The following is a 24,787-nucleotide window of genomic DNA, read 5'->3' on the forward strand; positions in this document are numbered from 1 at the left end:
GGGGAAAACAGCAGGGCCGGCAGCGCCGGAGGCGGCGGCCCGCGCCGCGTCGGAGGTGGAGCTCATGGGCGCCGATTGTGGGCAGCGGCCGCTCAGCCGGCGTCCGTAGTGCTACCGACCTCGTGGTTGCCCATGACCTCGAGCGCCCGCACCAGCGCCGAGTGGTCCAGCTGGTCCCAGCCCTGCGCCGCGGCAGCCTGCATCAGCTGCGCGGTGCCGGCGGTGTTGGGCAGCGCCAGGTTCATCGCCTTGGCGCTCTGCAGCGCCAGGTTCAGGTCCTTCTGGTGCAGCGCGATGCGGAAGCCCGGGTTGAAGGTGCGCTTGATCATGCGCTCGCCATGGACTTCCAGGATGCGGCTGGAGGCGAAGCCGCCCATCAGCGCCTCGCGCACCTTGGCCGGATCGGCGCCGGCCTTGGAGGCGAAGACCAGCGCCTCGCCGACGGCGGCGATGTTCAGCGCCACGATGATCTGGTTGGCGACCTTGGTCGTCTGGCCGGCGCCCGCGCCGCCCACCCGCGTGATGTTCTTGCCCATCAGCTCGAACAGCGGCTTGATGCGGGCGAAGGTGGCCTCCTCGCCGCCGACCATGATGGACAGCGTGCCGGCCTTGGCGCCGACCTCGCCGCCGGAGACCGGCGCGTCCAGCCATTCGGCGCCCAGCGCCTCGATGCGCCGCGCGAAGTCCTTGGTCGCCATGGGCGAGATGGAGCTCATGTCCACGACGGTCTTGCCGGCGCTCAGGCCCGCGGCCACGCCGCCCTCGCCGAACAGCACGCGCTCGACGTCCGGCGTGTCCGGCACCATCGTGAAGATGACGTCGGCGCGCTGCGCGACCTCGGTGGCGCTGGCGCAGACGGTGGCGCCGGCGGCGGTCACTTCCTCGCAGACCTGGCTGCGGGTGTGGACGAACAGCGCGTGCCCGCCCTGCGCGAGGCGCACCGCCATGGGCGCGCCCATGATGCCCAGGCCGATGAAGCCGATCTTGATGCTCATGAGGGTCTCTCTCTTTCAGTCCTTGAACTTGTCTCGCAGGGCCTGCGTCGCGGCGCGGAACAGGCCCAGGTCGCTGCCGACGGCCACGAAGGTCGCGCCCTGCTCGAGGTAGCGGCGCGCGTCGGCCTCGACCGGCGCGAGGATGCCCACCGGCTTGCCGGCGGCGCGGCAGGCGGCATGGATGCTCGCCATCGCGGCCTGCACCTCCGGATGCTGCGGATGGCCCAGGTGCCCGTAGCCGGCCGCGAGGTCCGAGGGGCCGATGAAGACGGCGTCGACGCCCTCGACCGCGGCGATCTGCGCGGCGGCGGCCACGCCGGCCGGGCTTTCGATCTGCACGATCAAGGCGATCTGCTCGTTGATGCCCTGGAAGTAGCCGGGCACGGTGCCGTAACGGTTGTTGCGCTGCGAGACCGACACGCCGCGGATACCCTGCGGCGGGTAGCGCGTGGCGGCGACCGCGGCGGCGGCCTGCTCGGCGGTCTCGACGAAGGGGATCAGCAGGTTGGAGAAGCCCGCGTCGAGCAGCCGCTTGATCTCGACGGCGTTGTTGCTGCTCGGCCGCACGACCGGCGCGCTGACGCTGTCCTTGAGCGCCATCAGCTGCGGCACGAAGCTGCTGACCTCGTTGGGCGAATGCTCGCCATCGAGCAGCAGCCAGTCGAAGCCGGCCACGCCCAGCACCTCGGTGCTGATCGGGTTGGCCAGCGAGCACCAGCAGCCGATCAGGCGCTCGCCGGCGCGCAGGCGCTGGCGCAGCGTGTTGGGGAAGCTCGAATAGGGCGTGGTCGGCGTCGGCATGACTGGACTCCTCGGTGCGTCATCAATCGAGCTTGAGCCCGCTCTTGGCCACGACGCCCGCCCACTTCTTGCGCTCGGCGTTGAAGAAGGTGTCCATCTCGGCCGCGTTCATCGTGTTGACCTCGGCGCCCTGGGCGGCCAGCCGCGCGCGCACGTCGGGCGAGCGGATGATGCTGATCAGCGCGGCGGACAGCTTGTCGACATGGGCCTTGGGCATGCCGGCCGGGGCCAGGATGCCCTGCCAGGTGCCGGACTCGAAGCCGGTGGCGCCCTGCTCCGCCAGCGTGGGCACGTTGGGCAGCAGCGGCACGCGGGTGGCCTTGCTCACGCCGATGACCTTGAGCTTGTTCTGCTGCACGAAGGGCAGCGTCGCCAGCATGCCGTTCATCAGCACCTGCGTCTGGCCGGCGATCGTGTCGGTGACGGCCTGCGAGCCGCCCTTGTACGGGATGTATTCCCACTTCGCGCCGGTCAGGCTGGCGACCTGGTAGCCGGCCAGGTGCGGCGCGCTGCCCATGGCGGTGACGGCGAAGTCGATCTTGGACTTCTTCGACAGCTCGACCAGTTCCTTCAGGTTGCCGGCCGGCACCGAGGGATGCACCACCAGCATGTGCGGCGAGTAGGCCAGCATCGCCACGCCGCGCAGGTCCTTGGACGGATCGAAGGGCAGCTTGGTGTAGAGCGAGGGGCTGATGGCCAGGGCGCTGACGTCGCACAGCATGACGGTGTAGCCGTCGTTCGCCTTGGCGGTCTGGTCCGCGCCCATGTTGCCGCTGGCGCCGGGCTTGTTCTCGACGATGACGGTCTGCTTGAGCTGCTCGGACAGCAGCGGCGACAGGATGCGCGCGATGATGTCCGACGAGCCGCCCGGCGTGTACGGGACGATGATCCGCAGCGGCTTGGCGGGCCAGTTGGCCTGCGCGAAGGCGCTGGGCGCGAGGCCGGCGATCGCGCCGGCGGCGGCCGCGGCGAGGACCGCGCGGCGCGCGACGCGGGCCTGCCCGGTCGTCGTGGTCTTCCTGGTGTTCGTGTTCTTGGCGGTCTTCTGATCGTGCATGTCTCTCTCCATGTGGGAAGCCGCAGCCGCGCCCCGCGGGGGAACGGTGAGGCTCCGGGGGTGGTCCTCAGCGGACCATGCAAGGTTTCTTCGGATCGAACTTCCAGCCGGGAATCAGGTGCTGCATCGCGACCGCGTCGTCGCGCGCGCCCAGCCCGTGCTTCAGGTAGAGCTGGTGGGCGGCCTCGACGGCCTGCATGTCGAGCTGCACGCCCAGGCCCGGCGCGGTCGGCACCGCGACCTCGCCGTCGACGATCTTCAGCGGCCGCTGCGTGAGGTGCTGGCCGTCCTGCCAGATCCAGTGGGTGTCGATGGCGGTGAGGCGTCCCGGCGCGGCGGCGGCGGCATGCGTGAACATCGCCAGCGAGACGTCGAAGTGGTTGTTGGAATGCGAGCCCCAGGTGAGGCCGAAGTCGCGGCAGGTCTGCGCCACGCGGACCGCGCCGGACATCGTCCAGAAGTGCGGGTCGGCCAGCGGGATGTCCACCGACTGCAGGCTCAGCGCGTGCGTGAACTGGCGCCAGTCGGTGGCGACCATGTTGGTCGCGGTGGGCAGTCCGGTGGCGCGGCGGAACTCGGCCATCACCTCGCGGCCGGAGAAGCCGTCCTCGGCGCCGCAGGGGTCCTCGGCATAGGCAAGCACGCCGCCCAGGTCGCGCAGCAGGCGCACCGCGTCCTTGAGCAGCCAGCCGCCGTTCGGGTCGAGCGTGACGCGCGCCTCGGGGAAGCGCGCCTTCAGCGCGCGGATCGCCTCGACCTCTTCCTCGCCGCGCAGCACGCCGCCCTTGAGCTTGAAGTCCTTGAAGCCGTAGCGCGCCTGCGCGGCGACGGCCTGCTCGACGATGGCCTCGGGCGTCATCGCGACCTGGTGGCGCACCCGCAGCCAGGCGTCGCCGGGGGCGTAGCTGACCGGCTCGTCGTCGGGCGTCTTGTAGGCCATGCCGGTCCTGGCGCGGTCGCCGACGAAGAACAGGTAGCCCAGCATGGCGACGCTGTCGCGCTGCCGGCCCTCGCCCAGCAGCTCGCACACCGGCACGCCCAGGTGCTGGCCCAGCAGGTCCAGCAGCGCGCATTCGACGGCGGTCAGCACGTGGATGGTGGTCCGCAGGTCGAAGGTCTGCAGGCCGCGGCCGCCGCTGTCCAGGCCCTGGAACCGCTCGCGGACCTGCGCCAGCAGCGCGTTCCACTTCGCCACCGGCTGGCCGACGAGCAGCTCCCCGGCCTGTTCCAGCGTCTTGCGAATCGGCTCGCCGCCGGGGATCTCGGCGATGCCGACGTGGCCGGCGTTGTCCTCGAGGACCAGCAGGTTGCGGGTGAAGAACGGCGCGTGCGCGCCGCTCAGGTTCATGAGCATGCCGTCGTGGCCCGCGACGGGGATCGCGCGGGCGGACGTGACGAGGGGACTGCTTGCGCTCACAGGGGGCTCCTGATCGGGATCGCGGGAACGGGGATCAATCGGCGGTGATCTTGCGGGTCTCGATGACCTGCTTCCAGCGGGCGAATTCGGCCTTCTGGAAGCTCTGCGCCTGGTCCGGCGTGTTGGCGACGATCTCGATGCCGATGTCGGTGAACTTCTGCTTCACCGCGGGCTCGTGCAGCGCCGCGACCAGGTCCTTCTGCAGCTGCGCGCGCACCGCCGGCGGCAGGCCGCGCGGGGCGGCCACGCCCTGCCAGGAGTAGACGTCGGCGCCCTTGATGCCGGACTCGGCCAGCGTCGGCACGTTGGGCAGCACGGCCGAGCGCTTGTCGCCGGTGACGGCCAGCGCGCGCAGCTTGCCGCCGACGATGTGCGGCAGCACGGCGTTGACATTCTGGAAGGAGGCGTCGACCTGCGCGCCGAGCAGGTCGGTGATGGCCGGCGAGCCGCCCTTGTAGGGCACGTGCAGGCCGTTGGTGCCGGTCTGCAGCCAGAAGAGCTCGGCGGTGAGGTGGTCGGAGGAGCCGTTGCCCGAGGACGCGAAGGTCATCTTGCCCGGGTCCTTCTTCAGCGCGTCGATGACGTCCTTGACGCTCTTGAGCGGCGAGGCCGCCGGCACGACCAGCACGTTGGGCGCCTGCATGGCGACGGTGAGCAGGTCGATGTCCTTGAGCGCGTCGTACTGGACCGCCTTGAGCAGGTGGGGCGCGATCACGAACGGACCGAGCGAGGACACCAGCAGCGTGTAGCCGTCGGCCGGCGCGCGCTTGACCTGCGAGGTGCCGAGCGTGCCGGTGGCGCCGGGGCGGTTGTCGACGATGACGGTCTGGCCCCACTTCTTCTGCAGCTCGGCGCCCAGGGCGCGGGCGAGCATGTCGGTCGAGCCGCCGGCCGGGAAAGGCACGACGAGGGTGACGGGGTGGTCGGGGAAGCCGTTGGCATGGGCCAGGGTGGCGGTGCACAGGGACAGGACGGCGGCGCCGAGGGCGGCGCCGGCCTTGACGGCCAGGCGGCGGGTCAGGACGGTCATGGTTTGTCTCCGGGAAGGAACCGTGGAAGCCGCTCTTGATGCGCCCCGGTACTCAGTCCGAAGCGGCGGTGGCGGCCTTGTTGTCAGTCATCATACAAGTTGAGTTCCGACGGTGACAAGGCACCGCGCTGCACTTGGAGATCGGGGAAAACACGCAGAACTACCGATTGCGGGAAGTCGCCCACCCATAAAAACTATGGGGTTTGCGCCACACCGGTGGTCCCGCCCCAGCCAGGACGCCTCTAGGATCAATCCCATAAAAATTATGGGCATCCGAGACACGGAGGCGCGACTGAAGTGACATTCAAGAAGTTTTCGATGCCGCAGCTGGAGCGACATATCCGCCGCATCGTGGAGCAGCCCGCACGGATCCTGTGGACCCGTCATGCGAAGCAACGCATGCGCCAGCGCCGCATCAGCCTGGAAGACGCGCTGGAATGCCTGCGCAGGGGGCGTATCGATCTGCCGCCGGAGGTGGACCTTCCCTCGGCGCGCCTGATGTGTCGCCTGCGGTGGTACGGGGCCGAGCGCGATGTCCAGGTGTGCGTGGGTCTCGACGACAAGGACCCGGAACTCATCGTCGTGACGGTGATTGCTTAGGAGAGAACATGACGCTGTATCACTTCACCGAATGCGGACTGGACAACGTCTGGCTGAAGAACGGATTCACCATCAAGGAGACACCATTCGGTCCCGCCGTGTCGTTCGCCGCCCTCGAACAACTGCTCGATGAGATCGCCGCGCACCTGGTCCGAAAACCCGGCCGCCTCACCGGCAAGGAGTTCCGGTACCTGCGGTCGAAGATGCACCTGTCCCAGGCAGCCATGGCCACGCTGCAAGGCGTCAGCGAGCAGAACATCAGCCTCTGGGAACGTCGAGGTCGCGTGCCGAAGTCCAACGACACCCTGCAGCGATTGCTCTATCTGAAGCACGCGGCGGGAGACGAGACCTTGAAGTCCGCGTTCGACCGGATCATGACCGTCGAACGCCTCGTGCATCAGAAGATCGTCGCCACTTCCGGCCGCAAGGGCTGGAAGTTCACGGTGGAGGAAACCCGGCCCAGCGACGAAGCGCCAGCCGTCGCCGACTGAAGCCCGCCGCGGCCGCTGCGTTCAGCGCTGTTCCTGCAACGCCAGCGCCGCGCGGCGGCGGCGTTCACGGCTGTTGGCCAGGTGGGTGCGCATCGCCGCGCGCGCGGCCTCGGCGTCGCGCGCGGCGATCGCGTCGAGGATGCTTTCATGCTCCGCGTTCACGCGCAGCAGATAGTCGCGCTGCGCGATCGGGTCCTCGTCGCCGGCGGCCTGCAGGCTGGCCAGGCGCGCGCGCGGGATGCTCGGCGCGCCCAGCGTCGCCATCAGCTGCTCGAAATGCGGATTGCCCGTCGCGCGGGCGATCTCCAGGTGGAACTGGAAGTCCGCCGCCACCGCGTCGCGGCCCGCCAGCGCCGCCTCCGCGAAAGCGCCCACCGCCGCGCGCATCGCGTCCAGGTGCGCGTCTCCGCGCCGCTGGGCCGCCAGCGCCGCGGCTTCGGTCTCGACACCGATGCGCAACTCCAGCACCGCGACGACATCGTGCAGCGTCGCCATCTGCTCGGCCCCGATGCGGAAGGGCCCGCCCTCCCCCAGCCCCAGCACGAAGGTCCCGATGCCATGCCGCGTCTCGACCAGCCCGGCCGCCTGCAGCTTGGAGATCGCTTCCCGGACCACCGTCCGGCTGACCTCGAACTCGGCCATGATCGCCGCCTCGGTCGGCAGCTTGTCGCCGCTGGCCAGCGCGCCCGCGCGGATGCGGTCCTCCAGCGCCCGGACAAGTCCGAGGGCCAGCGATTTCGGGCGGGTACGGGTCAGCGGCACAGTCATCAGGGGCTCAGTTGTACGACAACATCGGTCCACGCGACAACCGCGTTATCGCGGTGTCGCGCCGATGCAGCGCGAAAAGGGATTGGGACGGGAACGAAGAAGGCCGCGATTGTCCCGTGCCTGAGCCGCCCGGGCTCAGGTGTCGAGCGGGAACTTCGCGCAGCCCAGCCGCGCCGAGATGTCGCGGCTGGCCGCCTGCAGCATCGCCACCACCTCGGGCGCCTTGGCCTCGTCGTAGCGGAAGGTGGGGAAGCTCACGCTCATGCCGGCGATGGGCTGGCCCAGCCGGTCGAAGATCGGCACGCCCAGGCAGCGGATGTGGTCGTCGAATTCCTCGCGGTCCTCGCCGAAGCCCTGCGCCTTCACCCGCTCCAGCTCGGCCTGGAAGGCGGCCGGCTCGGTGATCGTCTTGTCGCGGAAGCGCTGGAACTCCGCGCCGGCCAGCACGCGCGCGCGGCGCTCCGGATGCTCCCAGGCCATCAGCACCTTGCCGATCGCGGTGCAGTGCAGCGGCGCGCGGCGACCGATGCGCGAGTACATGCCCAGCATGTGCCGGGAGTCGACCTTGTGGACGTAGATGATCTCGCTGTCGATCAGCGTGCCCAGGTGGACCGTCTCGCCGGTGGCGTCGGCCAGCATCTGCATGTGGTGCTTGGACAGGTCGACCAGGTCCGGATACTGCAGCGCCTTGGCGCCGATCTCGAAGACCTTCATCGCCAGGCCGTAGCGCTCGCTGTCGGACTCCTGGTGCACGTAGCCCAGGGTCTTCATCGTCTGCAGGAAGCGGTAGACCGTCGCCTTGGGCATGGCCAGCCGCACCGAGAGCTCCGAGATGCCGGTGTCGCTGCGTTCCGACAGGGCCTGCAGGATGGCAAAGACCTTGAGCACCGCGGCCACCGACTCGGGCTGCTGCTTGCCATCGTTCAGATCGTCATCCATGCGCAACGTGTTCCTGGAAAGGGAAGATTTCACCACAGCCGGCCGGTGCCCGCGCCCGCGCGAACCCGGGCCGGCACCTCGGTCGCGGCCTCGATGGACAGGCGGTACGGTGGCGTCCAGCCGGCCTCGCCGGCGACCGACCGGTCCGGATTCGCGGCACGGAGCATGCCCACCAGGTCGACCGGCTCGCCGTTGAAGCGCGAGCCGCGGTCCTCGATCCGGTCGCCCTTGAGCAGCCGCGCCACCCGCCCCGGCGCGATGCCGGCCGCCGCCTCCCAGGCGTTGGCCTCGCTCAGCACCTGCGATTCGAGGCCCACGCCGATCGAGTAGGCGTAGGGATAGTCCCCCGCCGGCGCCGCCAGGTAGAGGTTGTTGGCGACATGCACCTGGCCGTAGCGCACCCGCGGCGCGCGCTCCTTCACCTGCTCCCACAGGTTGTGATGCAGCGTGACGCGCAGGTGCCCGCGGTCGTCGCGATGGCCGTCGCCGCCGCCGATCAGCATGGTCTTGTCGTGGCGGCGGAAGACGTTCCAGGACACGGTCACGAAGTCGGAGCGCCGCGTGATGTCCAGCAAGCCGTCATGGCGCTGCATCCGCTGGCCGAGCACCACCGGCTCGCGCGGATCGGGCCGGGCGCCGTCGTCGAAGACGCAGTGGTCGATCCACACCTGCGTCGCCTCGCGCAGCGAGACGGTGTCGTACTCGGAGTTCCATTCGCCATGCCCGTTGTCGTTCGGGTCCCAGGCGGGGAAGAAGTCGTAGGCATCGGAGAAACGCAGGTTGCGCAGGATCACCTGCGAGACCTTCTCCAGCATCAGCGAGCCGTTGTCGAAGCCCGCATCGGGTGTGAGGCCGACGATCGTCGTGTTGGACGGCACCTTGACGACGACCTGCGCCGCCTGGCGCCGCGCGGACCGCTTGCGCGCCTCCTCGAGCGGCCCTTCGGGCGGGCGACGGCCCCAGGTCGCCGGGTCGTACTGGCGCGCGAAGGCGTCGAGATCGAAAGCCGGATCGCGGAAATCCTCGATGCCCAGCGGGCGGCCGGACGCGTCCGCCGCCAGGTCGATGCGCGCCGCCAGCGCGATCAGCTTGGGCGTGTCGCCGAGCGCCAGCGCGGCATCGAGCTCGGCCCGCGTGCGCACGACGCGGATGGCCTCGACCTTCGCCTTCGCGCCGCCTGCCGTGCCGCCGTTCATCGAGGCCCAGCCATCGCCGGGCGCGATCGCGTCGAAGGCCGCGGCGGGCACCGCGTCGCGGGACGCGGCTGGCGACGCGGCGGTCGACGCGACATTGCGGTACTCGGTCATGCGGTTGGCCGCTTCGCCGGTCGCGGCGAAAGGGCGGCGCGAGGTCGAGGCCGCCCAGGCCGTCAGATGAGGACCGAGCTGGCTGTCCCGGATCACCGCCTGGCCGTTGGGCGTCGACGGCGACCGGCGCCATTCGCCGGCCTTCACGCCGCGGTCCCAGGCCCGGCCCAGGCGCACGCTGCCCGGCGCCACGCCGGGCTCCGCCACCCAGCGCGAACCTTGGACCAGGAAGCCGCGCGGCACGCCATCGGGCGTGCTGGGCGCGAGCACGACGCCGCCCTGCCCCGGCGAGCGCCGCCCGGCGCGGCTCACGATGACGCTGTCGTCGATCACCAGCGTCGCGCCGCCGAAGATGAAATCGACGTCGCCGCGAATCTCGCCGGCATGCACGAACACGCGCGACTCGCTCGCGAGGTCCTCACTGGCGCGCTCGGCATAGAAGGTGTCCTGGTGTCCGAGCAGCCGCACCTGCTCGAGCTGGATCCGGTCGCCGCGCGTCATCAGCGCGACGGCCTGCGCGCCGCCGCTCTCGCCGACGCCGGGCGGGTAGCCCTTTCCGTCGGCCACGTGGTCCATCGCATCGTTGGCGATGGTCAGCCGCGCGAGCTGCACGTCGTCGCTGAACAGCATCACGCTGGCGCTGCCCGGTGTCCCGAAGGTCTCCGCATCGAGCAGCGGCATGCAGCGGTGCGCGACGGCGCCGCGCGCCTTCGGCAGCGCGTTGTAGCGGCCTTCGACGATCACGACCTCGGCGGCATCGCCACGGCCGTACAGCGTGAACGGCGCCTTGTCCTGGATGCAGAGCGGCTCGCGATAAGTGCCCGGCTTGACGAGCACGTAGGCGCGCGCCGGGGCCGCCGATCCGCCCTGCCCCTTGGCCGGCAAGGCATCGATCGCGGCCTGCAGCGTGCGGTGCGTGCCGCTCCCGTCGGCGGCGACGACGAAGGTCGGCGTCCAGCGCGAGGGATCGAGCGTCTGCGGCCGCCAATCGCCGAGGTAGCGCGCGGCCGTGGCCTGGGCGGCCGCGTCGTCGCCGAGTTGCGGCCGGTCCTGCGCCCACGCGGCCTGCAGCGCCGCCACGCACAGCCCCGCCATCACCGCGCCGCGCCAGCCCCGCATCACAGGTCCGCCAGGTACAGCGCCGGCTCGCCCTCGGCATCGGCGCTGAACAGCACCTGCCGCTCGTCGGGCGTGAACGACGGATGCGGATGCGTGACCTGCCGATTGCCCTTGTAGACGCGCCACGAGCTGTCATGCCGCGCCACGCGCCGCTCGGTGCCGGCCTTCAGGTCGAACAGGTGCAGGAAGGGATCGGTCGCGATCTGGTGGCTACCGGTGTCGGCGACATCGGCCGGCGAGTCGCAGCCATCGCCGATCAGCAGCGTGCCGTCGTGGTTGCTCATCAGGTGCGAGCAGGGTGGCATCTTCGTGAGGCGCCGGGATTGAAGCGTCATGGGATCGAGCGCGCAGATCCATCGATCGCGCTGCCCCTTCAGGTAGGAGACGTAGATCATCGCGGAACCGTCCGGCACCCAGAACTCATGCGTGCAGCTTTCGCCCTTGTCTTGACGCCGCCCGCACCGGACGTTGCGGCCGTCCTCGTCGACGAACCACATGCGCGCATCCACCAGATCATGCGGCCCTTCATGGCAGTACGCGACCGTGTGGTCGTCCCCTGGCCGGTACTGCGGATGGCCCAGCCAGCCCTGCTGCTCGAGGATCACCTCGCGCGCGCCGGTGGCCAGGTCGATGCGGATCAGGCGGCAGCGCGGCTTCGCATGGAACATCTGGTGGAACTTCTGCCAGTCGCTGAGCGGGAACCAGTCGCTCGCGGCGATCTCGATGCCGACCATCTTCGTGCAGGCGCTGTTCGAGACCCAGGTGCCGTAACCCACCCAGCCCTCGGGCACGGTGTAGACGACCTCCTCGCTCAGGTCGCGCAGCGACAGGCGGATCAGGCGCCGCTCCGCGCGGACGAAGTACAGGTGCTGGTCGTCGGGGCTCAGGAAGCCGCCGAAGGTGTTCTCGCCCGCCTGGTCGGTGAGCTGCGTCGCGACCTGCGAGCCGAGGTCCAGCAGGTGGTAGTTCCAGCTCGAGCCGGGCCCGAACTCGGCGCCGAAGATCAGCCGCTGGCCATCGTTGGTGAAGCACTTCTGATAGAAGTAGTTGCGGTGACAGGTCACGTCGGTGGGCGTGAGCCGGGTGACGCGCGCGCCGGTATCGGGGTCCTCGCGGGTGACGAAGCGCAGCTGGCGTTCGGTGGCTTTCATGGTCGCTTTGATCCTCGGGGAGACGGGTTCACTTGATCCGTTGCAGGAGGGCCTGGCCTTCGGCGACCAGGCGGCGCGCGGCATCGACCTCGGTGGTCTTGCCATAGGCGACGGTCTCGAAGACCTCGCGCATGAACTTGTGCAGCCGCGCATGCTCGAACAGCGGCGCCGGGCGCTTGAGCCGGCCCGACTCGCGCTGGACCTTGATCTGCTCATGCGCCGCGACCTCCAGCGGCGGCAGGGTGCCGGCCGCCTTCAGCTGCTCGAAGGGGCCGCGCGCCGACGGCAGGCCGCGCGTGCGGCCCAGCAGCGTCGCGGCCTCGGGGTCGGTCAGCAGGAAGTTGACGAGCCGCGCGGCCAGTTCGGCCCGGCCGTTCTTCTCCGCATGGCGGCTCACCGCGTACATCACCGTGGGCCGGCCGAACATGCCGCTGTCCAGCGCGCCGGGCAGCGTCGGGAAGTCGCCGAGCACCAGCTTCTGCTGCTTGTCCAGCGTCGACGCGCGCAACCCGATCACCGAGTCCCAGGTGTAGTTCCCCGCCCAGCGGCCGACCACCCAGTCGGGTTGCTGCTCGGTCGGCTTCTCGGCGCCGCCCAGGCTCGCGCGCAGCGGCAGCGGCGTGGCGACGTGCTCGGTGACGAGCCGCTTGTAGATGCGGACCCAGTCCAGCGCGGCCGCCTCGTTCATCGCCACGCGCGGCGACGCGGGATCGACATAGGGCGTGCCGTGGCGCTGCTGCACCCAGGCCTGGGAGAGCAGCATCATGTCGTACAGCTCGCCGTCCAGCGGGTAGGCGTCCTGGCCCAGGAGGCGGCGGAAGGCCGGTCCGGCGGCGAAGAGCTCGTCCCAGCTGCGCGGCAGCGCCAGGCCCGCGCGATCGAAGGCCGCCTGGTTCCACAGCATCACCCGCGCGCTGAAGGACACCGGCAGTGCGTTGAGCTTGCCCGCGACCTCGCCATACGCGAGGTCTTCCCGGTCGAACTGGGCCAGGTCCAGCAGCGCCGCATGCCGGTGCAGGTCGGCGAAGCCGTTGCCGCGCTTGCTGAACATCGCCAGCCAGGCCCAGTTGATCTGCATGACTTCGGGCTCGGAGCCACCGGCGATCTGCGTCGTCAGGCGCTCCAGGTAGCCGTTGAAGCCCATGTATTCGGCCTTCACCCGCACGCCGTGGCGGCGCTCGAAAAGCGCCAGCGCCTTGAGCGTCGCTTCATGCCGGCCCGCGCCGCCCCACCAGGCGAAGCGCAGCACGGTGGCCTTGTCCTGCGCGCGCAGCACCGCCGGCGCCGTCAGCGCGGCGGCGACCGCGGCGCCGCCCGCCGCCAAGCCCAGCACCTGTCGTCTCGGCAGGCTCATGCGCGCGTCCCCAGCGCGGCGGACATCAGGTTCACGCCACTGCCCGCGTCGAAGAGGTGGCAGGCCGACAGCTGCAGGTGCAGCGTCAGCGCGTCGCCGCGCGCCAGGCCCTGCAGCGCGATCGCCTGCTCGGCCGGGATGCGCGCCGTGATCGGCAGCGCGCCCAGCTCCGCATGCAGGTAGACCTCCGAGCCCATGTGCTCGGTGAAGCGCAGCCGCGCCGTGACGCCGACGCTGTCGCCCTGCACGCGCGGCGCCAGGCCGATGTGCTCCGGCCGCAGGCCGAAGGTCACCGCCGCATCCGCCAGGCGCGGCAGCGCCGCGATGCCCGCTGCCTTGTCCGCGGGCAGCGGCAGCCGCGCTCCGCCCACCTCGACGGCCAGCCCGGTGTCGGTGGCTTGCAGGCGCGCCTCGAGCAGGTTCATCTCCGGCGAGCCGATGAAGCCGGCGACGAAGGCGTTGGCCGGCCGGTCGTAGAGCGCCGTCGGCGTGTCGACCTGCTGGATCACGCCCTCCTTGAGGACGCAGATGCGCTCGCCCATCGTCATCGCCTCGACCTGGTCGTGGGTGACGTAGATCGTGGTGGCGGGCTGCTGGCTGTCGCGCAGCGTGCGGTGCAGCTCGGTCAGCCGCACCCGCATCGCGGCGCGCAGCTTGGCGTCGAGGTTGGACAGCGGCTCGTCGAAGAGGAAGACGTCCGGCTTCTTCACGATCGCCCGGCCCACCGCGACGCGCTGCGCCTGGCCGCCGGAGAGCTGCTTCGGATAACGGTCCAGCAGGTGCTCCATCTCCAGCAGCTTCGCGGCATGGCGCACGCGCTGGTCGAGCTCGGCCTTGGGCGTGCCCGCCAGCTTCAGGCCGAAGGCCAGGTTGTCGTAGACCTTCATGTGGGGATACAGCGCGTAGTTCTGGAACACCATCGCGATGCCGCGCTGCTTGGGCGGCAGCGCGTTGACGGCGCGCTCGCCGATGCGCAGCTCGCCGCCGGTGATGCTCTCCAGCCCCGCGATCATCCGCAGCAGCGTCGACTTCGCGCAGCCCGAGGGGCCGACGAAGACCATGAACTCGCCGTCGCGCACCTCCAGGTCCACGCCGTGCACGGCCTTGAATCCGTTGGGGTACACCTTCTCGACCTTGTTGAGGCTCAGTCTTGCCATGCCGATGTCCTTGTCAGCCCTTGTCAGCCTTTGACGCCCGAGGACGTCGCGCCCTCGATGAAATGCTTCTGCGCCGCGAAGAACACGGCGATCGACGGGATCAGCGCCACCACCGAGATCGCGATCACGTTGGCCCACTCGACCTCCTCGGTCGCGCCGATGCTCATCTTCAGCGCCAGCGAGACCGGGTACTTCTCCACCGAGGCCAGGTAGATCAGCGGGCCCATGAAGTCGTTCATCGTCCAGATGAACTGGAAGACGATCACCGAGATGATGGCGGGCTTGAGCAGCGGCACGATGATGTGCCACAGCAGCTGCAGCGCATTGCAGCCGTCGATCTGGGCGGCCTCCTCCATGTCGCGCGGGATGCCGCGCAGGAACTGCACCAGCATGAAGACGAAGAAGGTGTCCGTGGCGAAGGCCGAGGGCACGATCAGCGGCAGGTAGGAGTCCAGCCAGCCGATCTCGCGGAAGACCAGGTACTGCGGGAGGCGCAGCACGATCAGGGGCAGCATCATCGTGGCGATCATGATGCTGAACAGCAGCTTGCGGCCCCAGAACTCGAAGCGCGCGAAGGCGTAGGCCACCAGCACGCAGGAGATCACCGTCACGACGATGCGCGGGATCGTGATCAGGAAGCTGTTCAGGAAGTAGGTCGCGAAGGTGTACTCGGTGCTGGTCTTCCAGCCCTTGGCGTAGGCGCCGAAGTCGAAGCGGTCGGGCCAGAAGCCGGCGGAGCTGAAGATCTCGGCGTTGCTCTTGAAGGAGGCGCCGACCAGCCACAGCAGCGGGTAGAGCATCACGATGGCGACCGCGGCCAGCGCCAGGTAGCGCAGCGGGCGGTTGCCGCGATCGCGGCCCAGGGTCAGGGTGGGCGAGTGGCCACGGCCGCGGCCCTCACCCCCGCCCTCTCCCGCAAGCGGGAGAGGGGGTTGGAGGGGCGTACTGCGGCGCTGGGGGGTGGGAAGGCGGCTCATCGCTTGGACTCCTTCTCGCCCGAATAGAAGACCCAGTACTTCGAGCTCCAGAAGGACAGCGCCGCCAGTCCGCCGACGAGCGCGAACAGCACCCACGACAGCGCCGCGCCGTAGCCCAGGTTGAAGAAGCGGAAGCTCTGGTCGTAGATGTAGAGCGCCAGCACGTAGGTCGAGTGCAGCGGGCCACCCTCGGTGATCATGTAGGGGCCGTTGAATTCCTGGAACGCGTGGACCATCTGCATGATCACGTTGAAGAAGATCACCGGCGTGATCAGCGGCACGGTGATCTTCCAGAACTGCTGGGCCTTGCTGGCGCCGTCGCACTCGGCCGCCTCGTACAGCGAGATCGACACGTTCTGCAGCGCCGCCAGGAAGATCACCATCGCCGAGCCGAACTGCCACGTGAACAGCAGCACGATGGTCCACATCGAGTAATGCTCGTCGGCGAGCCACGGGATCGGCTCGAGGCCGAGCTTCACCAGCACCAGGTTCACCAGCCCGTTGCGCGCGAAGACGAAGCGCCACAGCACCGCCACCGCGATCGAGCCGCCGAGGATGGACGGGATGTAGAACGCCGCCCGGAAGAAGTTGATGCCGCGCAGCTTGAAATTGAGCACGTGCGCGATGAACAGCGCGAAGCCCACGCGCAGCGGCACGGCGAGCAGCGCGAAGAGCAGCGTCACGCCCAGCGACTTTCGGAACAGCGGGTCCGCGGTGGCGAGTTCCTCGTAGTTGCGCAGCCCCACGAACTGGGGCGGATCGATCAGGTCGTACTGCGTGAAGCTGAGCGCGAAGCTCATCACGAAGGGGAAGAGCTTGAACAGCAGCACGCCCAGCACGAAAGGCAGGACGAACAGGAAGCCCAGTCGCTTGTTCTCATACATGTGCCGTGTCTCCGTCGGCGGGCGCGCGGGGCCTCTGCGGACCCCGTCGCGCCGAACATGGCGTCAGCGGGCGAGCCACCCGCCGTCGACCGCGACGGTATACCCGTTCACGTAGTCGGAGGCCTTGGAGGCGAGGAACACCACCGGTCCGGCCAGGTCGTCCGGCACGCCCCAGCGGCCCGCGGGAATGCGGTCCAGGATCGCGGCGTTGCGGCTCTCGTCCTGGCGCAGCGCGGCGGTGTTGTTGGTGGCCATGTAGCCGGGCGCGATCGCGTTGACGTTGATGCCGTGCGCCGCCCATTCATTGGCCATCAGCCGGGTGATGCCCATCACGCCGCTCTTGCTGGCGGTGTACGAGGGCACGCGCACGCCGCCCTGGAAGGACAGCATCGACGCCACGTTGATGATCTTGCCGCCGCCGCCCTGCGCGAGGTATTGCCTGGCCACGGCCTGCGAGAAGAAGAACACCGTCTTGAGGTTGAGGTCGACGACGTCGTCCCAGTCCTTCTCGCTGAAGCGGATCGCATCCTCGCGCCGGATGATGCCGGCGTTGTTGACCAGGATGTCGACGCGGCCGGTCAGCGACTTGGCCTCGGCCACCAGGCCCTCGATGCAGCTGATGTCGCCGAGGTTGGCGCGCAGGTCCAGAAAGCGCCGGCCCAGGCGCTCGACCTCGGTCCGGGTCTCGACCGGGTCGGACACGTTGACGCCGACGATGTGTGCGCCAGCCTGCGCCAGCGCCACCGCCATGCCCTGCCCCAGCCCGGTGTTGCAGCCGGAGACGATGGCCACGCGGCCATCGAGTTGGAAGTTGTCCAGGATCATCTCGTTCATTCCCTTGGTCGGGTGGGGTCGCGAGCCGCGGCGCTTCAGCGCAGCGTCGTCATCGGCACGTGGTCCATGTCCTTGAAGACCTGGTTCTCGCCGACCATGCCCCAGATGAAGGTGTAGGCCTGGGTGCCGACGCCGGAATGGATGGACCAGCTCGGGCTGATCACCGCCTGCTCGTTGCGCACGACCAGGTGGCGGGTCTGCGTCGGCTCGCCCAGCATGTGGAAGACCACCGCGTCGGCCTTCATGTCGAAGTAGAAATAGACCTCCATGCGGCGGTCGTGCTGGTGGCAGGGCATGGTGTTCCACAGGCTGCCCGGCTCCATCTGCGTCATGCCCATCAGCAGCTGGCAGGTGGGCAGCACGTCGGGCACGAGGAACTTGTAGATGGTGCGGCGGTTGCTCGTCTCGGGCGCGCCCAGCGTCTCGGGCGAGGCCTCGGCCAGCGTGACCTTGCGCGTCGGATAGGACGTGTGGGCCGGCGCGCAGTTGAAGTAGAGCTTCGCCGGGTTGGCGCCGTCGACGCTCTTGAACTCGACGATCTTCGCGCCCTGGCCGATGTAGAGCGCCTCGCGCGGGCCGACTTCGTACTGCGTGTCGTCGACGAAGACGCGGGCCGCGCCGCCGATGTTGATCAGCCCCAGTTCGCGGCGCTGCAGGAAGTAGTCGGTGCCGGTGTGCTTGCCCAGGTCCGCCGAGAAGGTCACCGGCTGGGTCACCGGCATGATGCCGCCGACGATGATCCGGTCGATCTGGCTGTAGGTCAGCGTCGCGCGGTCGGGCTGGAACAGGTCCTCGACCAGGAACTGGCGGCGCAGGCCTTCGGTGTCCAGCGTGCGGGCATGCTCGCTGTGGATGGGTTGGCGGATGTCCATGTCTACCTCGGTGCGGTGGGGGTGTCCGTGCCACGCGGCATCGTGCGGCGGCGGAAGGAAACACCCGGCATCGGGGTGCTTCCGGCGACTGATGGGAGCGAAGCGTACGGGTCTGCGGACTTTCCCGGAACTATGGTTTCTATGTAGTGAACCGCTGTTTCAATTTTTCGCGACCTCGCTATAGTTGCTCGCAACGACGGCCGGGACCCTCCCGGCGCCAGCCGCACCGGCGCTTGCCGGGATCGCGAGGAGACCGCCCCGATGAATCCGTATTTCCTGAACGACGACGCGCCCTGGACCGAGCTCGGCGACGGCATCCGCCGCAAGATCGTCGGCCACACGCCGGAGCTGATGTCGGTGCTGGTGCAGTTCGACGAAGGCGCCATCGGGACGCCGCACGCGCACGACGCGCATGACCAGATCGCGTTCGTCCTGAGCGGCTCCTTCGCCTGCGAGGTCGGCGGCGTGAAACGCACGCTCAAGCCGGGCGACGCCTTCGTCGCGCCGCGGCTGACGATGCATGGCGTCGTCGCGCTGGAGCCCGGCAGCACGCTGCTGGACCAGTTCTCGCCACGGCGCGAGGACTACCTCTGACCCCGACCTGACCCCAGGGTCCGCGCGCGGCGCGGATCGCAGACATCCGCAGTACCGAGGCGGCGATCGCACTGCAGCGACGGCCGCTCCCGACCTGCCGGCGCCCTGCGTGCGCCCGCGACCGACCGATGCCGCGAGAGCGAGGGCCACGATCCCGAGCCCGCGGCCGCAGAAGCACCTTGGAGACAACGTCATGCCCCACCGTCATGGGACTCGCCTCGGGACGACCTCGTCCGATCGTCAGCGCCGCGCGCATCGCGCCGCGTCGCCCACGCCCCGCCTGACCCGCCTCGCCGCCTGCCTGCTGGGCACGGCGACGCTCACGCTGCCCGCCTGGAGCCAGGACCAGGCCGCCCCGGCAGCGGCCGCGCCGGCGGCCTCCGCCGCCGCCAGCGACAAGGCGCTCGAGACGGTGGTCGTCACCGGCATCCGGGCGTCGCTGGAAAGCGCGCTGAACGCCAAGCGCCAGGACCGCGGCATCGTCGACGTCATCAAGGCCGAGGACATCGCCAAGTTCCCCGACACCAACCTGGCCGAATCGCTGCAGCGCGTTCCCGGCGTCGTGATCGACCGCGACGCCGGCGAGGGCCGCAACATCACGGTGCGCGGCCTGGGCGCCGACTTCACCCGGGTGCGCATCAACGGCATCGAGGCGCTCGCCACCACCGGCGGCACCGACAGCTCCGGCGGCGCCAACCGCTCGCGCGGCTTCGACTTCAACGTCTTCGCCTCCGAGCTCTTCAACACCATCACCGTGCGCAAGAGCAGCTCGGCGGAAGTGGACGAAGGCTCGCTCGGCGCGACGGTGGACCTGCAGGCGGCGCGGCCCTTCGACTTCAACAAGCGCGTGATCACCGCCTCGGTGAAGGCGCGCTACAACGACCTGGCGCGCGAGACCGACCCTCGCGCCGCCTTCCTGATCAGCGACGTCTTCCTCGACAAGCGGCTGGGCGTGCTGGTGTCCGGCGCGTACTCGAAGCGCCGCCTGTTCGAGGAAGGTTTCTCCACGGTGCGCTGGGACAACGGCCCGTCCTCGGGCGGCTGGTGCTCGCCGCAGGGCACGACGCCCGCGAATCCCGCCACCACCGCGGCCAACTGCGGCCCGGCCGCGCAGGGCGTGCCGCGCCTGCCGGCGTCCGCCGGCGCGAGCTCGGCCTACAGCCTGGCCAGCAGCGCCGACAACTTCCACCCGCGCCTGCCGCGCTACGGCCGGCTCACCCACGACCAGGACCGGCTGGGCCTGACCGGCTCGGTGCAGTTCAAGCCGACCGATCGCACGCTGCTCACCTTCGACATGCTGTATTCGAAGCTGGATGCGACGCGGCGCGAGGACTTCCTCGAGGCGATCTCCTTCAGCCGCACCGCGAGCCAGGGCGGCAAGCCGCAGACCAGCGTCGTCGAGGCGCAGTACGCGCCCAACGGCGCGCTCCAGTACGGCGTCTTCAACGGCGTCGACATCCGCGCCGAGTCGCGCTACGACGAGCTCACCACCACCTTCCGCCAGCCCAGCCTGACGCTGGAGCAGGAGCTCACCGACCACCTCAAGCTCAACGCCAAGGTGGGCCGAGCGGACTCCAAGTTCCGCAACCCGGTGCAGACCACGGTCACGCTGGATGCGCTCAACGTCAACGGCTACACGCTGGACTTCCGCAACGACGACCGCCTGCCGGTCATCAAGTACCCCTTCGACCCGACGGTGCCGAACGGCGCGCTGCAGATCGTCGGCGTGCCGCAGGTCACCACCGGCACGCAGCCCACCACGGTCGCCAACACGACCACCAGCGAGGTCCGCATCCGGCCGCAGGGCGCCAACAACCGCAACGACATCGCCCACCTGGACCTGGCGTGGGAGGTGCTGCCCGACACGCTGACCCTCAAGGCGGGCTACGACTACAAGAAGTACAGCTTCGACACCTACGAATTCCGCCGCATCAACCAGAACGACACCATCTTCTCGCCGGCGGCCGGATCGGGCGTGCTGACGACGATGCTGACCAACTTCGGTCGCGGCCTGAGCCTGCCGGCGGGCACGCCCACGTCCTGGGTCATTCCCGACCTCAACGCCATCGCCGCCGCCTACGACATCTACTGCAACTGCCTCAAGAGCGGGCCTGCGGGCGGACCGGGCGACTTCACCCTGTCCTCCATCACGAACGGCAATGCGCGCGGCAACAACCGCGCGGTGGTCGAGCGCGACCGGGGCGGCTTCGTGCAGGCGGACTTCGAGGGCCGCGTGCTGGGCCTGCGGATGCAGGGCAACGTCGGCGTGCGCTACGTCGTCACCGAGCAGGAGGCCACTGGCTACCTGGCCACCGGCGGCGGCACCGAGGTCGTCATCGGCCAGAAGTACAAGGACTGGCTGCCGGCGCTGAACGTCTCGGCCAACCTCACCAAGGACCTCATCGCGCGCTTCGCCGCGGCCAAGGTCATGGCGCGTCCGCAGCTGGGCAACCTCAACCCGGGCGGCACCATCAGCACCACGGGCACCTTGTCGATCACCACCGGCAACCCGTATCTGAAGCCCTTCCGCGCCAAGACCTTCGACGGCAGCCTGGAGTGGTACTTCGGCCGCAATGCCTTCATCGGCGTGGGCGTGTTCCAGAAGAACATCGACACCTACATCCAGAGCCTGCGCACCAACGCGCCGTACAACCAGACCGGCCTGCCGCTGTCGCTGCTGCCCTCCAACTTCACCGGCGAGGAGGTCTTCCAGCTCACCACGCCGATCAACACCCCGGGGGGCAAGCTGCGCGGCATCGAGCTGAACTACCAGCAGCCGTTCACCTTCCTGCCGTCGTGGGGGCGCAATTTCGGCACGGTCCTCAACTACACCTACGTCAAGTCGAAGATCACCTACCTGGTTTCGCCGACCAGCAACGCCACCATCACCGACGACCTGCTCAACATGTCGCCGAAGTCGTGGAACGCCACGCTGTACTACGACGACGACACCTTCAGCGCCCGGGTTTCGGCCTCCAAGCGCTCGTCCTTCCTGACGCGGGTGCCGGGGCAGAACAACAACGACGTCGAAGGGAAGAACGCCACGCTCAACGTGGACGCGTCGATCTCCTACAAGATCAACGACCGGCTCACGGTCACGCTGGAGGGCGTCAACCTGACCAACGAGGCGAACGACCAGTTCATCTCCCGGGCCCGCAACAGCCCGGTGGTCTATCACGTCACCGGCCGTGAGTTCCTGCTGGGCGCGAGCTATAAGTTCTAATGCGCGCATGAAGCAGTCATGGTTGCTCGCGCTGGCGCTCCTGGCCGGCGCGGTTCAAGCGCAGGAGACGCCGCCGACGTCGCTCCGCGTGATCCTCGTCGGCGATTCGACGATGGCCACGAAGAGCGGCTACGGCGACGCGTTGTGCGCGCGCTTCCAGCCCGGGGTGAGTTGCCTCAACCTCGCCAAGGGCGGGCGCAGCACGAAGAGCTTCCGTGCCGAAGGTCTGTGGGACCAGGTGATGGCGCTGCTGCGCGCCCGGCCGGCCGGGCAAACCGATGTGGTGCTCATGCAGTTCGGCCATAACGACCAGCCCGGCAAGCCGGGCCGCTCGACCGACCTCCAGACCGAGTTCCCCGCCAATCTCGCCCGCTACATCGACGACGTCGCGCCAACCGGCGCTCGCCTGGTGATGCTGACGCCGCTGACGCGACGCAGCTTCGACGCACAGGGACGGCTCGACAACGCGCTGCGTCCCTGGGCCGAGGCGACGATCCGCGTCGCCACCGAGCACCGCGTGCCGGTGATCGACCTGAACGCGATCAGCCACGCCGCGGTGCAGGCGATGGGAGAAGCGGAGGCCGACACGCTCGCGATGGCGCCCAAGCCGATCGATGCGCCCGCACAGGGTGCCTCCTCGCCCGAACGCGCCGGCGCGGCCAATCCGGTGTTCGATCGCACCCACCTGGGCGCGAAGGGCGCGCAGGTGTTCTCGGCGATGGTCGCCGGGCAGTTGCCCGTCGCGATGCCGGAACTTCAGCGCTGGCTGCGCTGAACGGATCAGCCATGGATGGGAGGTCTCCGATGACTCGACGCGTCGCCGTGATCGGCGAATGCATGCTGGAACTCAAGGGTCAGGCCTTCGGTCCCATGACCCAGGGCTATGGCGGCGACACCTTCAACACCGCCGTGTACCTCAAGCGCTGCGGCGATGCGGCCGGCGTTCAGGTGGCCTATGCGACCGCCCTCGGCGACGACGGCCTGAGCACCGGCCTGCTGGAGCGCTGGCGCGACCAGGGCATCGACACCCGGCTGGTGCGGCGGATCCCCGGACGCATGCCCGGGCTGTACCTGATCGAGGTCGATCCCGCCGGCGAGCGCAGCTTCCACTACTGGCGCGACACCGCCGCGGCGAAGGCCTATTTCGATGAGGCCGTCAGCCCGCTCGAGCGCCATGCCGAGGACTTCGACGCGCTCTACCTCAGCGGCATCACGCTGGCCGTGCTGCCGCCCGCGGGGCGGGAGCGGCTCTTCGCGCTGATGGAGCGCCTGCGCGCACGCGGCGCTCAGGTGGTGTTCGACAACAACTTCCGACCGCGTCTGTGGCCCGACCGCGCCGCGGCACGCGTGGCCTTCGAGCGCGCGTTCTCGCTGGCCACGATCGCGCTGGTGACCGCGGACGACCATCAGGCGCTGACGGGCCTCGACTCTTTGGAGGCTGCGATCGCGCAGGCACAATCGCTGCCGACGCCGGAGGTGCTGATCAAACGCGGTGCATCGCCCACGCTGGTGCACAGCGCGCAGACGCCCGGGCACTGGGCCGAGGCGCCGACGGAGGAGGTGGCGCGCGTCGTCGACACGACCGCCGCGGGCGATGCCTTCGCGGGCGGCTACCTGGCGCGGCGCCTGGCCGGCGCGGATGCGGTGAGCGCGGCGGTCTTCGGCAATCGCGTCGCGGCGCGGGTGATCCAGCATCCCGGCGCGATCATTCCGATCGAGGTCATGGCCGATCTGGTCTGAGCGAGTGGCTCCGGCCCGGGGCGTGCGACGGCGTCAGCGTTCCTTGAACCAGCGTCCGAGCGTCGCCCGCTCCTCGTCGGTGATGCCGGTCGCGTTGTTGAGCGGCATGCTCTTCTGCACGACCACCTGCTGGTAGATCTCGGCCGCGTGCTGCTCGATCAGCTGCGGCTCGTGGAACTGGATGCGCTTGGGCGCCAGCGCCGCGTTGTGGCAGGCCAGGCAGCGCGCATCGACGATGGCCTTCACCGTCTCGAAGGGCACCTTGCCGTCGGCGGCGGTCGCGGTTGCCCCCGTCGAGGCGGCGCCAGGCGTGGCCGGGGCGCTCAGCGCGGGGGCCGCGGTCACGGGCACCATCGCCGGTTGCGGCGCGAGCCACGCGATCAGTCCCGCCAGCAGCATGACCACGGCCACCAGCAGCGGCCAGGCATCGACACCCTTGTGGCGTTTCACGAACCAGGTCCGCACCAGCGCGCCCACCAGCATCAGCAGCACCAGCACCAGCCAGTTCTGCGGATGGCTGTAGAGCATGCCGTAGTGGTTGGACAGCATCGCGATCAGCACTGGCAGGGTGAAGTAGGTGTTGTGCACGCTGCGCTGCTTGCCGCGCTGGCCGTGGACCGGGTCCACCGGCCGACCGGCCCGCATGTCGGCGATCACCTGCTTCTGGCCGGGAATGATCCAGAAGAAGACGTTCGCGCTCATCATCGTGGCGATCATCGCGCCGGTGATCAGGAAGGCCGCACGCCCGGCGAAGAGCTGGCTCGCGCCCCAGGCCGCGGCGACTATGGCCACGGCGACCAGCCCGAGCACCACGCCGTCGTTGCCGATCGAACCGTCGGCCTTGCGACCGAAGCGCCGGCAGATCTGGTCGTAGACGATCCAGCCGCCGGCCAGGAAGCCCAGCGCCGCAGCCACCGCCGCGCCGGCGCTCCAGTCATGGACGCGCTTGTCGATCAGGTAGGTGTCGGCGTTGAACAGGTAGAGCAGCGCGAACAGCGCGAAGCCGCTCATCCAGGTCCAGTAGCTTTCCCAGTAGAACCAGTGCAGCTCCCGCGGCAGGTTGGCGGGCGCCACCATGTACTTCTGCGGGTTGTAGAAGCCACCGCCGTGCACCGCCCAGAGCTCGCCGTCCACGCCCTTGGCCTTCAGGTCCTCGGCCTGCGGCTTGAGCAGGTGGTTGTCCAGCCAGACGAAATAGAACGAAGCGCCGATCCAGGCGATGGCCACGATCACGTGCAGCCAGCGCAGCAGCAGATTGGCCCAGTCAAGCAGGTAGCTGTCCATCAACGAACGTTGAGCAAGTTCCGGACCACCACTGCGGGCGCTGTGAACCGGCAAGCGTCGCGCTGAGAAAAACTGGGCGCCGCGGCGACGTTGAGGAGGGGAGTGTATACAGTTTGGTGCGCTGCGAGCGGCTGCTGGCCCTCACCCCTGCCCTTGTATCTTTCGTTTTGAGAGTACACACAGGTTTGTTTTG

At 69.3% G+C, this 24,787-nt stretch carries 22 protein-coding genes; 6 read left to right on the forward strand and 16 right to left on the reverse strand.

The annotated features are described in order from the left end of the window. Positions 1–92 precede the first annotated feature (92 nt). The 5 genes from glxR to ACTJKJ_RS26095 all read right to left on the reverse strand — a co-directional run bounded on the left by glxR (position 93) and on the right by ACTJKJ_RS26095 (position 5,300). Positions 93–995, reverse strand: a complete 903-nt coding sequence (gene glxR, locus ACTJKJ_RS26075) for a 2-hydroxy-3-oxopropionate reductase (RefSeq protein ID WP_440823044.1) — start codon at positions 993–995, stop codon at positions 93–95. A gap of 15 nt (positions 996–1,010) precedes the next feature. Continuing rightward, positions 1,011–1,796, reverse strand: a complete 786-nt coding sequence (garL, locus tag ACTJKJ_RS26080) for a 2-dehydro-3-deoxyglucarate aldolase (RefSeq protein ID WP_440823046.1) — start codon at positions 1,794–1,796, stop codon at positions 1,011–1,013. A gap of 22 nt (positions 1,797–1,818) precedes the next feature. Continuing rightward, the gene (locus ACTJKJ_RS26085; RefSeq protein WP_440823048.1) at positions 1,819–2,853 is read right to left on the reverse strand and encodes a Bug family tripartite tricarboxylate transporter substrate binding protein; all 1,035 of its coding nucleotides are present in this window, start codon (positions 2,851–2,853) and stop codon (positions 1,819–1,821) included. A gap of 67 nt (positions 2,854–2,920) precedes the next feature. Then, entirely contained in the window at positions 2,921–4,207 is a 1,287-nt protein-coding gene (locus ACTJKJ_RS26090) for an enolase C-terminal domain-like protein (RefSeq protein ID WP_440823072.1), read from the reverse strand. Between the two features lie 97 nt (positions 4,208–4,304). Further along, the gene (locus tag ACTJKJ_RS26095) at positions 4,305–5,300 is read right to left on the reverse strand and encodes a Bug family tripartite tricarboxylate transporter substrate binding protein (RefSeq protein WP_091721929.1); all 996 of its coding nucleotides are present in this window, start codon (positions 5,298–5,300) and stop codon (positions 4,305–4,307) included. A 318-nt stretch (positions 5,301–5,618) separates the two neighbouring features. Between ACTJKJ_RS26095 and ACTJKJ_RS26100 the strand changes: the two genes are divergently transcribed. Together ACTJKJ_RS26100 and ACTJKJ_RS26105 are read left to right on the forward strand one after the other, a co-directional pair. Next, positions 5,619–5,900, forward strand: a complete 282-nt coding sequence (locus tag ACTJKJ_RS26100; protein ID WP_297384683.1) for a DUF4258 domain-containing protein — start codon at positions 5,619–5,621, stop codon at positions 5,898–5,900. Positions 5,901–5,908: 8 nt separating this feature from the next. Then, positions 5,909–6,391 (forward strand): hypothetical protein, encoded by a 483-nt coding sequence (locus ACTJKJ_RS26105; protein ID WP_297384681.1) that lies wholly within the window; start codon positions 5,909–5,911, stop codon positions 6,389–6,391. A gap of 21 nt (positions 6,392–6,412) precedes the next feature. Here ACTJKJ_RS26105 and ACTJKJ_RS26110 read toward each other — a convergent pair whose 3' ends face one another. The 10 genes from ACTJKJ_RS26110 to kduI form a co-directional block, all read right to left on the reverse strand. Beyond that, positions 6,413–7,159, reverse strand: coding sequence for a FadR/GntR family transcriptional regulator (locus ACTJKJ_RS26110; RefSeq protein WP_091721926.1), 747 nt, complete (start codon positions 7,157–7,159; stop codon positions 6,413–6,415). A 135-nt stretch (positions 7,160–7,294) separates the two neighbouring features. Further along, the gene (kdgR, locus tag ACTJKJ_RS26115; RefSeq protein WP_091721923.1) at positions 7,295–8,098 is read right to left on the reverse strand and encodes a DNA-binding transcriptional regulator KdgR; all 804 of its coding nucleotides are present in this window, start codon (positions 8,096–8,098) and stop codon (positions 7,295–7,297) included. A 29-nt stretch (positions 8,099–8,127) separates the two neighbouring features. Further along, positions 8,128–10,524 carry a pectinesterase family protein gene (locus ACTJKJ_RS26120; protein ID WP_440823051.1) on the reverse strand — a complete coding sequence of 799 codons (2,397 nt, stop codon included), beginning with the start codon at positions 10,522–10,524 and terminating at the stop codon, positions 8,128–8,130. Further along, positions 10,524–11,675, reverse strand: a complete 1,152-nt coding sequence (locus tag ACTJKJ_RS26125; protein ID WP_440823053.1) for an oligogalacturonate lyase family protein — start codon at positions 11,673–11,675, stop codon at positions 10,524–10,526. The genes ACTJKJ_RS26120 and ACTJKJ_RS26125 overlap by 1 nt, the downstream gene beginning before the upstream one ends. Before the next feature lie 28 nt (positions 11,676–11,703). Then, positions 11,704–13,029: an ABC transporter substrate-binding protein gene (locus tag ACTJKJ_RS26130; RefSeq protein WP_440823055.1), complete on the reverse strand. Its 1,326-nt coding sequence runs from the start codon at positions 13,027–13,029 to the stop codon at positions 11,704–11,706. Further along, positions 13,026–14,186: an ABC transporter ATP-binding protein gene (locus tag ACTJKJ_RS26135; RefSeq protein ID WP_440823057.1), complete on the reverse strand. Its 1,161-nt coding sequence runs from the start codon at positions 14,184–14,186 to the stop codon at positions 13,026–13,028. The genes ACTJKJ_RS26130 and ACTJKJ_RS26135 overlap by 4 nt, the downstream gene beginning before the upstream one ends. Before the next feature lie 23 nt (positions 14,187–14,209). Further along, positions 14,210–15,163: a carbohydrate ABC transporter permease gene (locus tag ACTJKJ_RS26140; protein WP_440823059.1), complete on the reverse strand. Its 954-nt coding sequence runs from the start codon at positions 15,161–15,163 to the stop codon at positions 14,210–14,212. Further along, the gene (locus ACTJKJ_RS26145) at positions 15,160–16,047 is read right to left on the reverse strand and encodes a carbohydrate ABC transporter permease (protein WP_091721903.1); all 888 of its coding nucleotides are present in this window, start codon (positions 16,045–16,047) and stop codon (positions 15,160–15,162) included. The genes ACTJKJ_RS26140 and ACTJKJ_RS26145 overlap by 4 nt, the downstream gene beginning before the upstream one ends. Before the next feature lie 63 nt (positions 16,048–16,110). Continuing rightward, positions 16,111–16,881, reverse strand: coding sequence for a 2-dehydro-3-deoxy-D-gluconate 5-dehydrogenase KduD (gene kduD / locus ACTJKJ_RS26150; protein ID WP_254783191.1), 771 nt, complete (start codon positions 16,879–16,881; stop codon positions 16,111–16,113). A gap of 35 nt (positions 16,882–16,916) precedes the next feature. Beyond that, positions 16,917–17,753, reverse strand: a complete 837-nt coding sequence (kduI, locus tag ACTJKJ_RS26155) for a 5-dehydro-4-deoxy-D-glucuronate isomerase (protein WP_440823061.1) — start codon at positions 17,751–17,753, stop codon at positions 16,917–16,919. 261 nt (positions 17,754–18,014) lie between these two features. On the opposite strand from kduI, the gene ACTJKJ_RS26160 reads away from it, so the two are divergent. The 4 genes from ACTJKJ_RS26160 (at position 18,015) to ACTJKJ_RS26175 (ending at position 23,310) form a co-directional block, all read left to right on the forward strand. Next, positions 18,015–18,347 (forward strand): cupin domain-containing protein, encoded by a 333-nt coding sequence (locus ACTJKJ_RS26160; protein WP_297384659.1) that lies wholly within the window; start codon positions 18,015–18,017, stop codon positions 18,345–18,347. Positions 18,348–18,540: 193 nt separating this feature from the next. Next, positions 18,541–21,570 (forward strand): TonB-dependent receptor, encoded by a 3,030-nt coding sequence (locus tag ACTJKJ_RS26165; protein WP_440823064.1) that lies wholly within the window; start codon positions 18,541–18,543, stop codon positions 21,568–21,570. A 7-nt stretch (positions 21,571–21,577) separates the two neighbouring features. After that, positions 21,578–22,345: a rhamnogalacturonan acetylesterase gene (locus ACTJKJ_RS26170; protein WP_440823066.1), complete on the forward strand. Its 768-nt coding sequence runs from the start codon at positions 21,578–21,580 to the stop codon at positions 22,343–22,345. Positions 22,346–22,374: 29 nt separating this feature from the next. Next, a complete protein-coding gene (locus ACTJKJ_RS26175) occupies positions 22,375–23,310 on the forward strand; it encodes a sugar kinase (protein ID WP_440823068.1) in 936 nt (311 codons plus the stop codon). Between the two features lie 33 nt (positions 23,311–23,343). Here ACTJKJ_RS26175 and ACTJKJ_RS26180 read toward each other — a convergent pair whose 3' ends face one another. Next, positions 23,344–24,594, reverse strand: coding sequence for a urate hydroxylase PuuD (locus tag ACTJKJ_RS26180; RefSeq protein ID WP_297384653.1), 1,251 nt, complete (start codon positions 24,592–24,594; stop codon positions 23,344–23,346). Between the last annotated feature and the right edge of the window lie 193 nt (positions 24,595–24,787).

This window comes from Roseateles sp. 22389, assembly GCF_052044995.1.
Lineage (GTDB): Bacteria > Pseudomonadota > Gammaproteobacteria > Burkholderiales > Burkholderiaceae_C > Roseateles.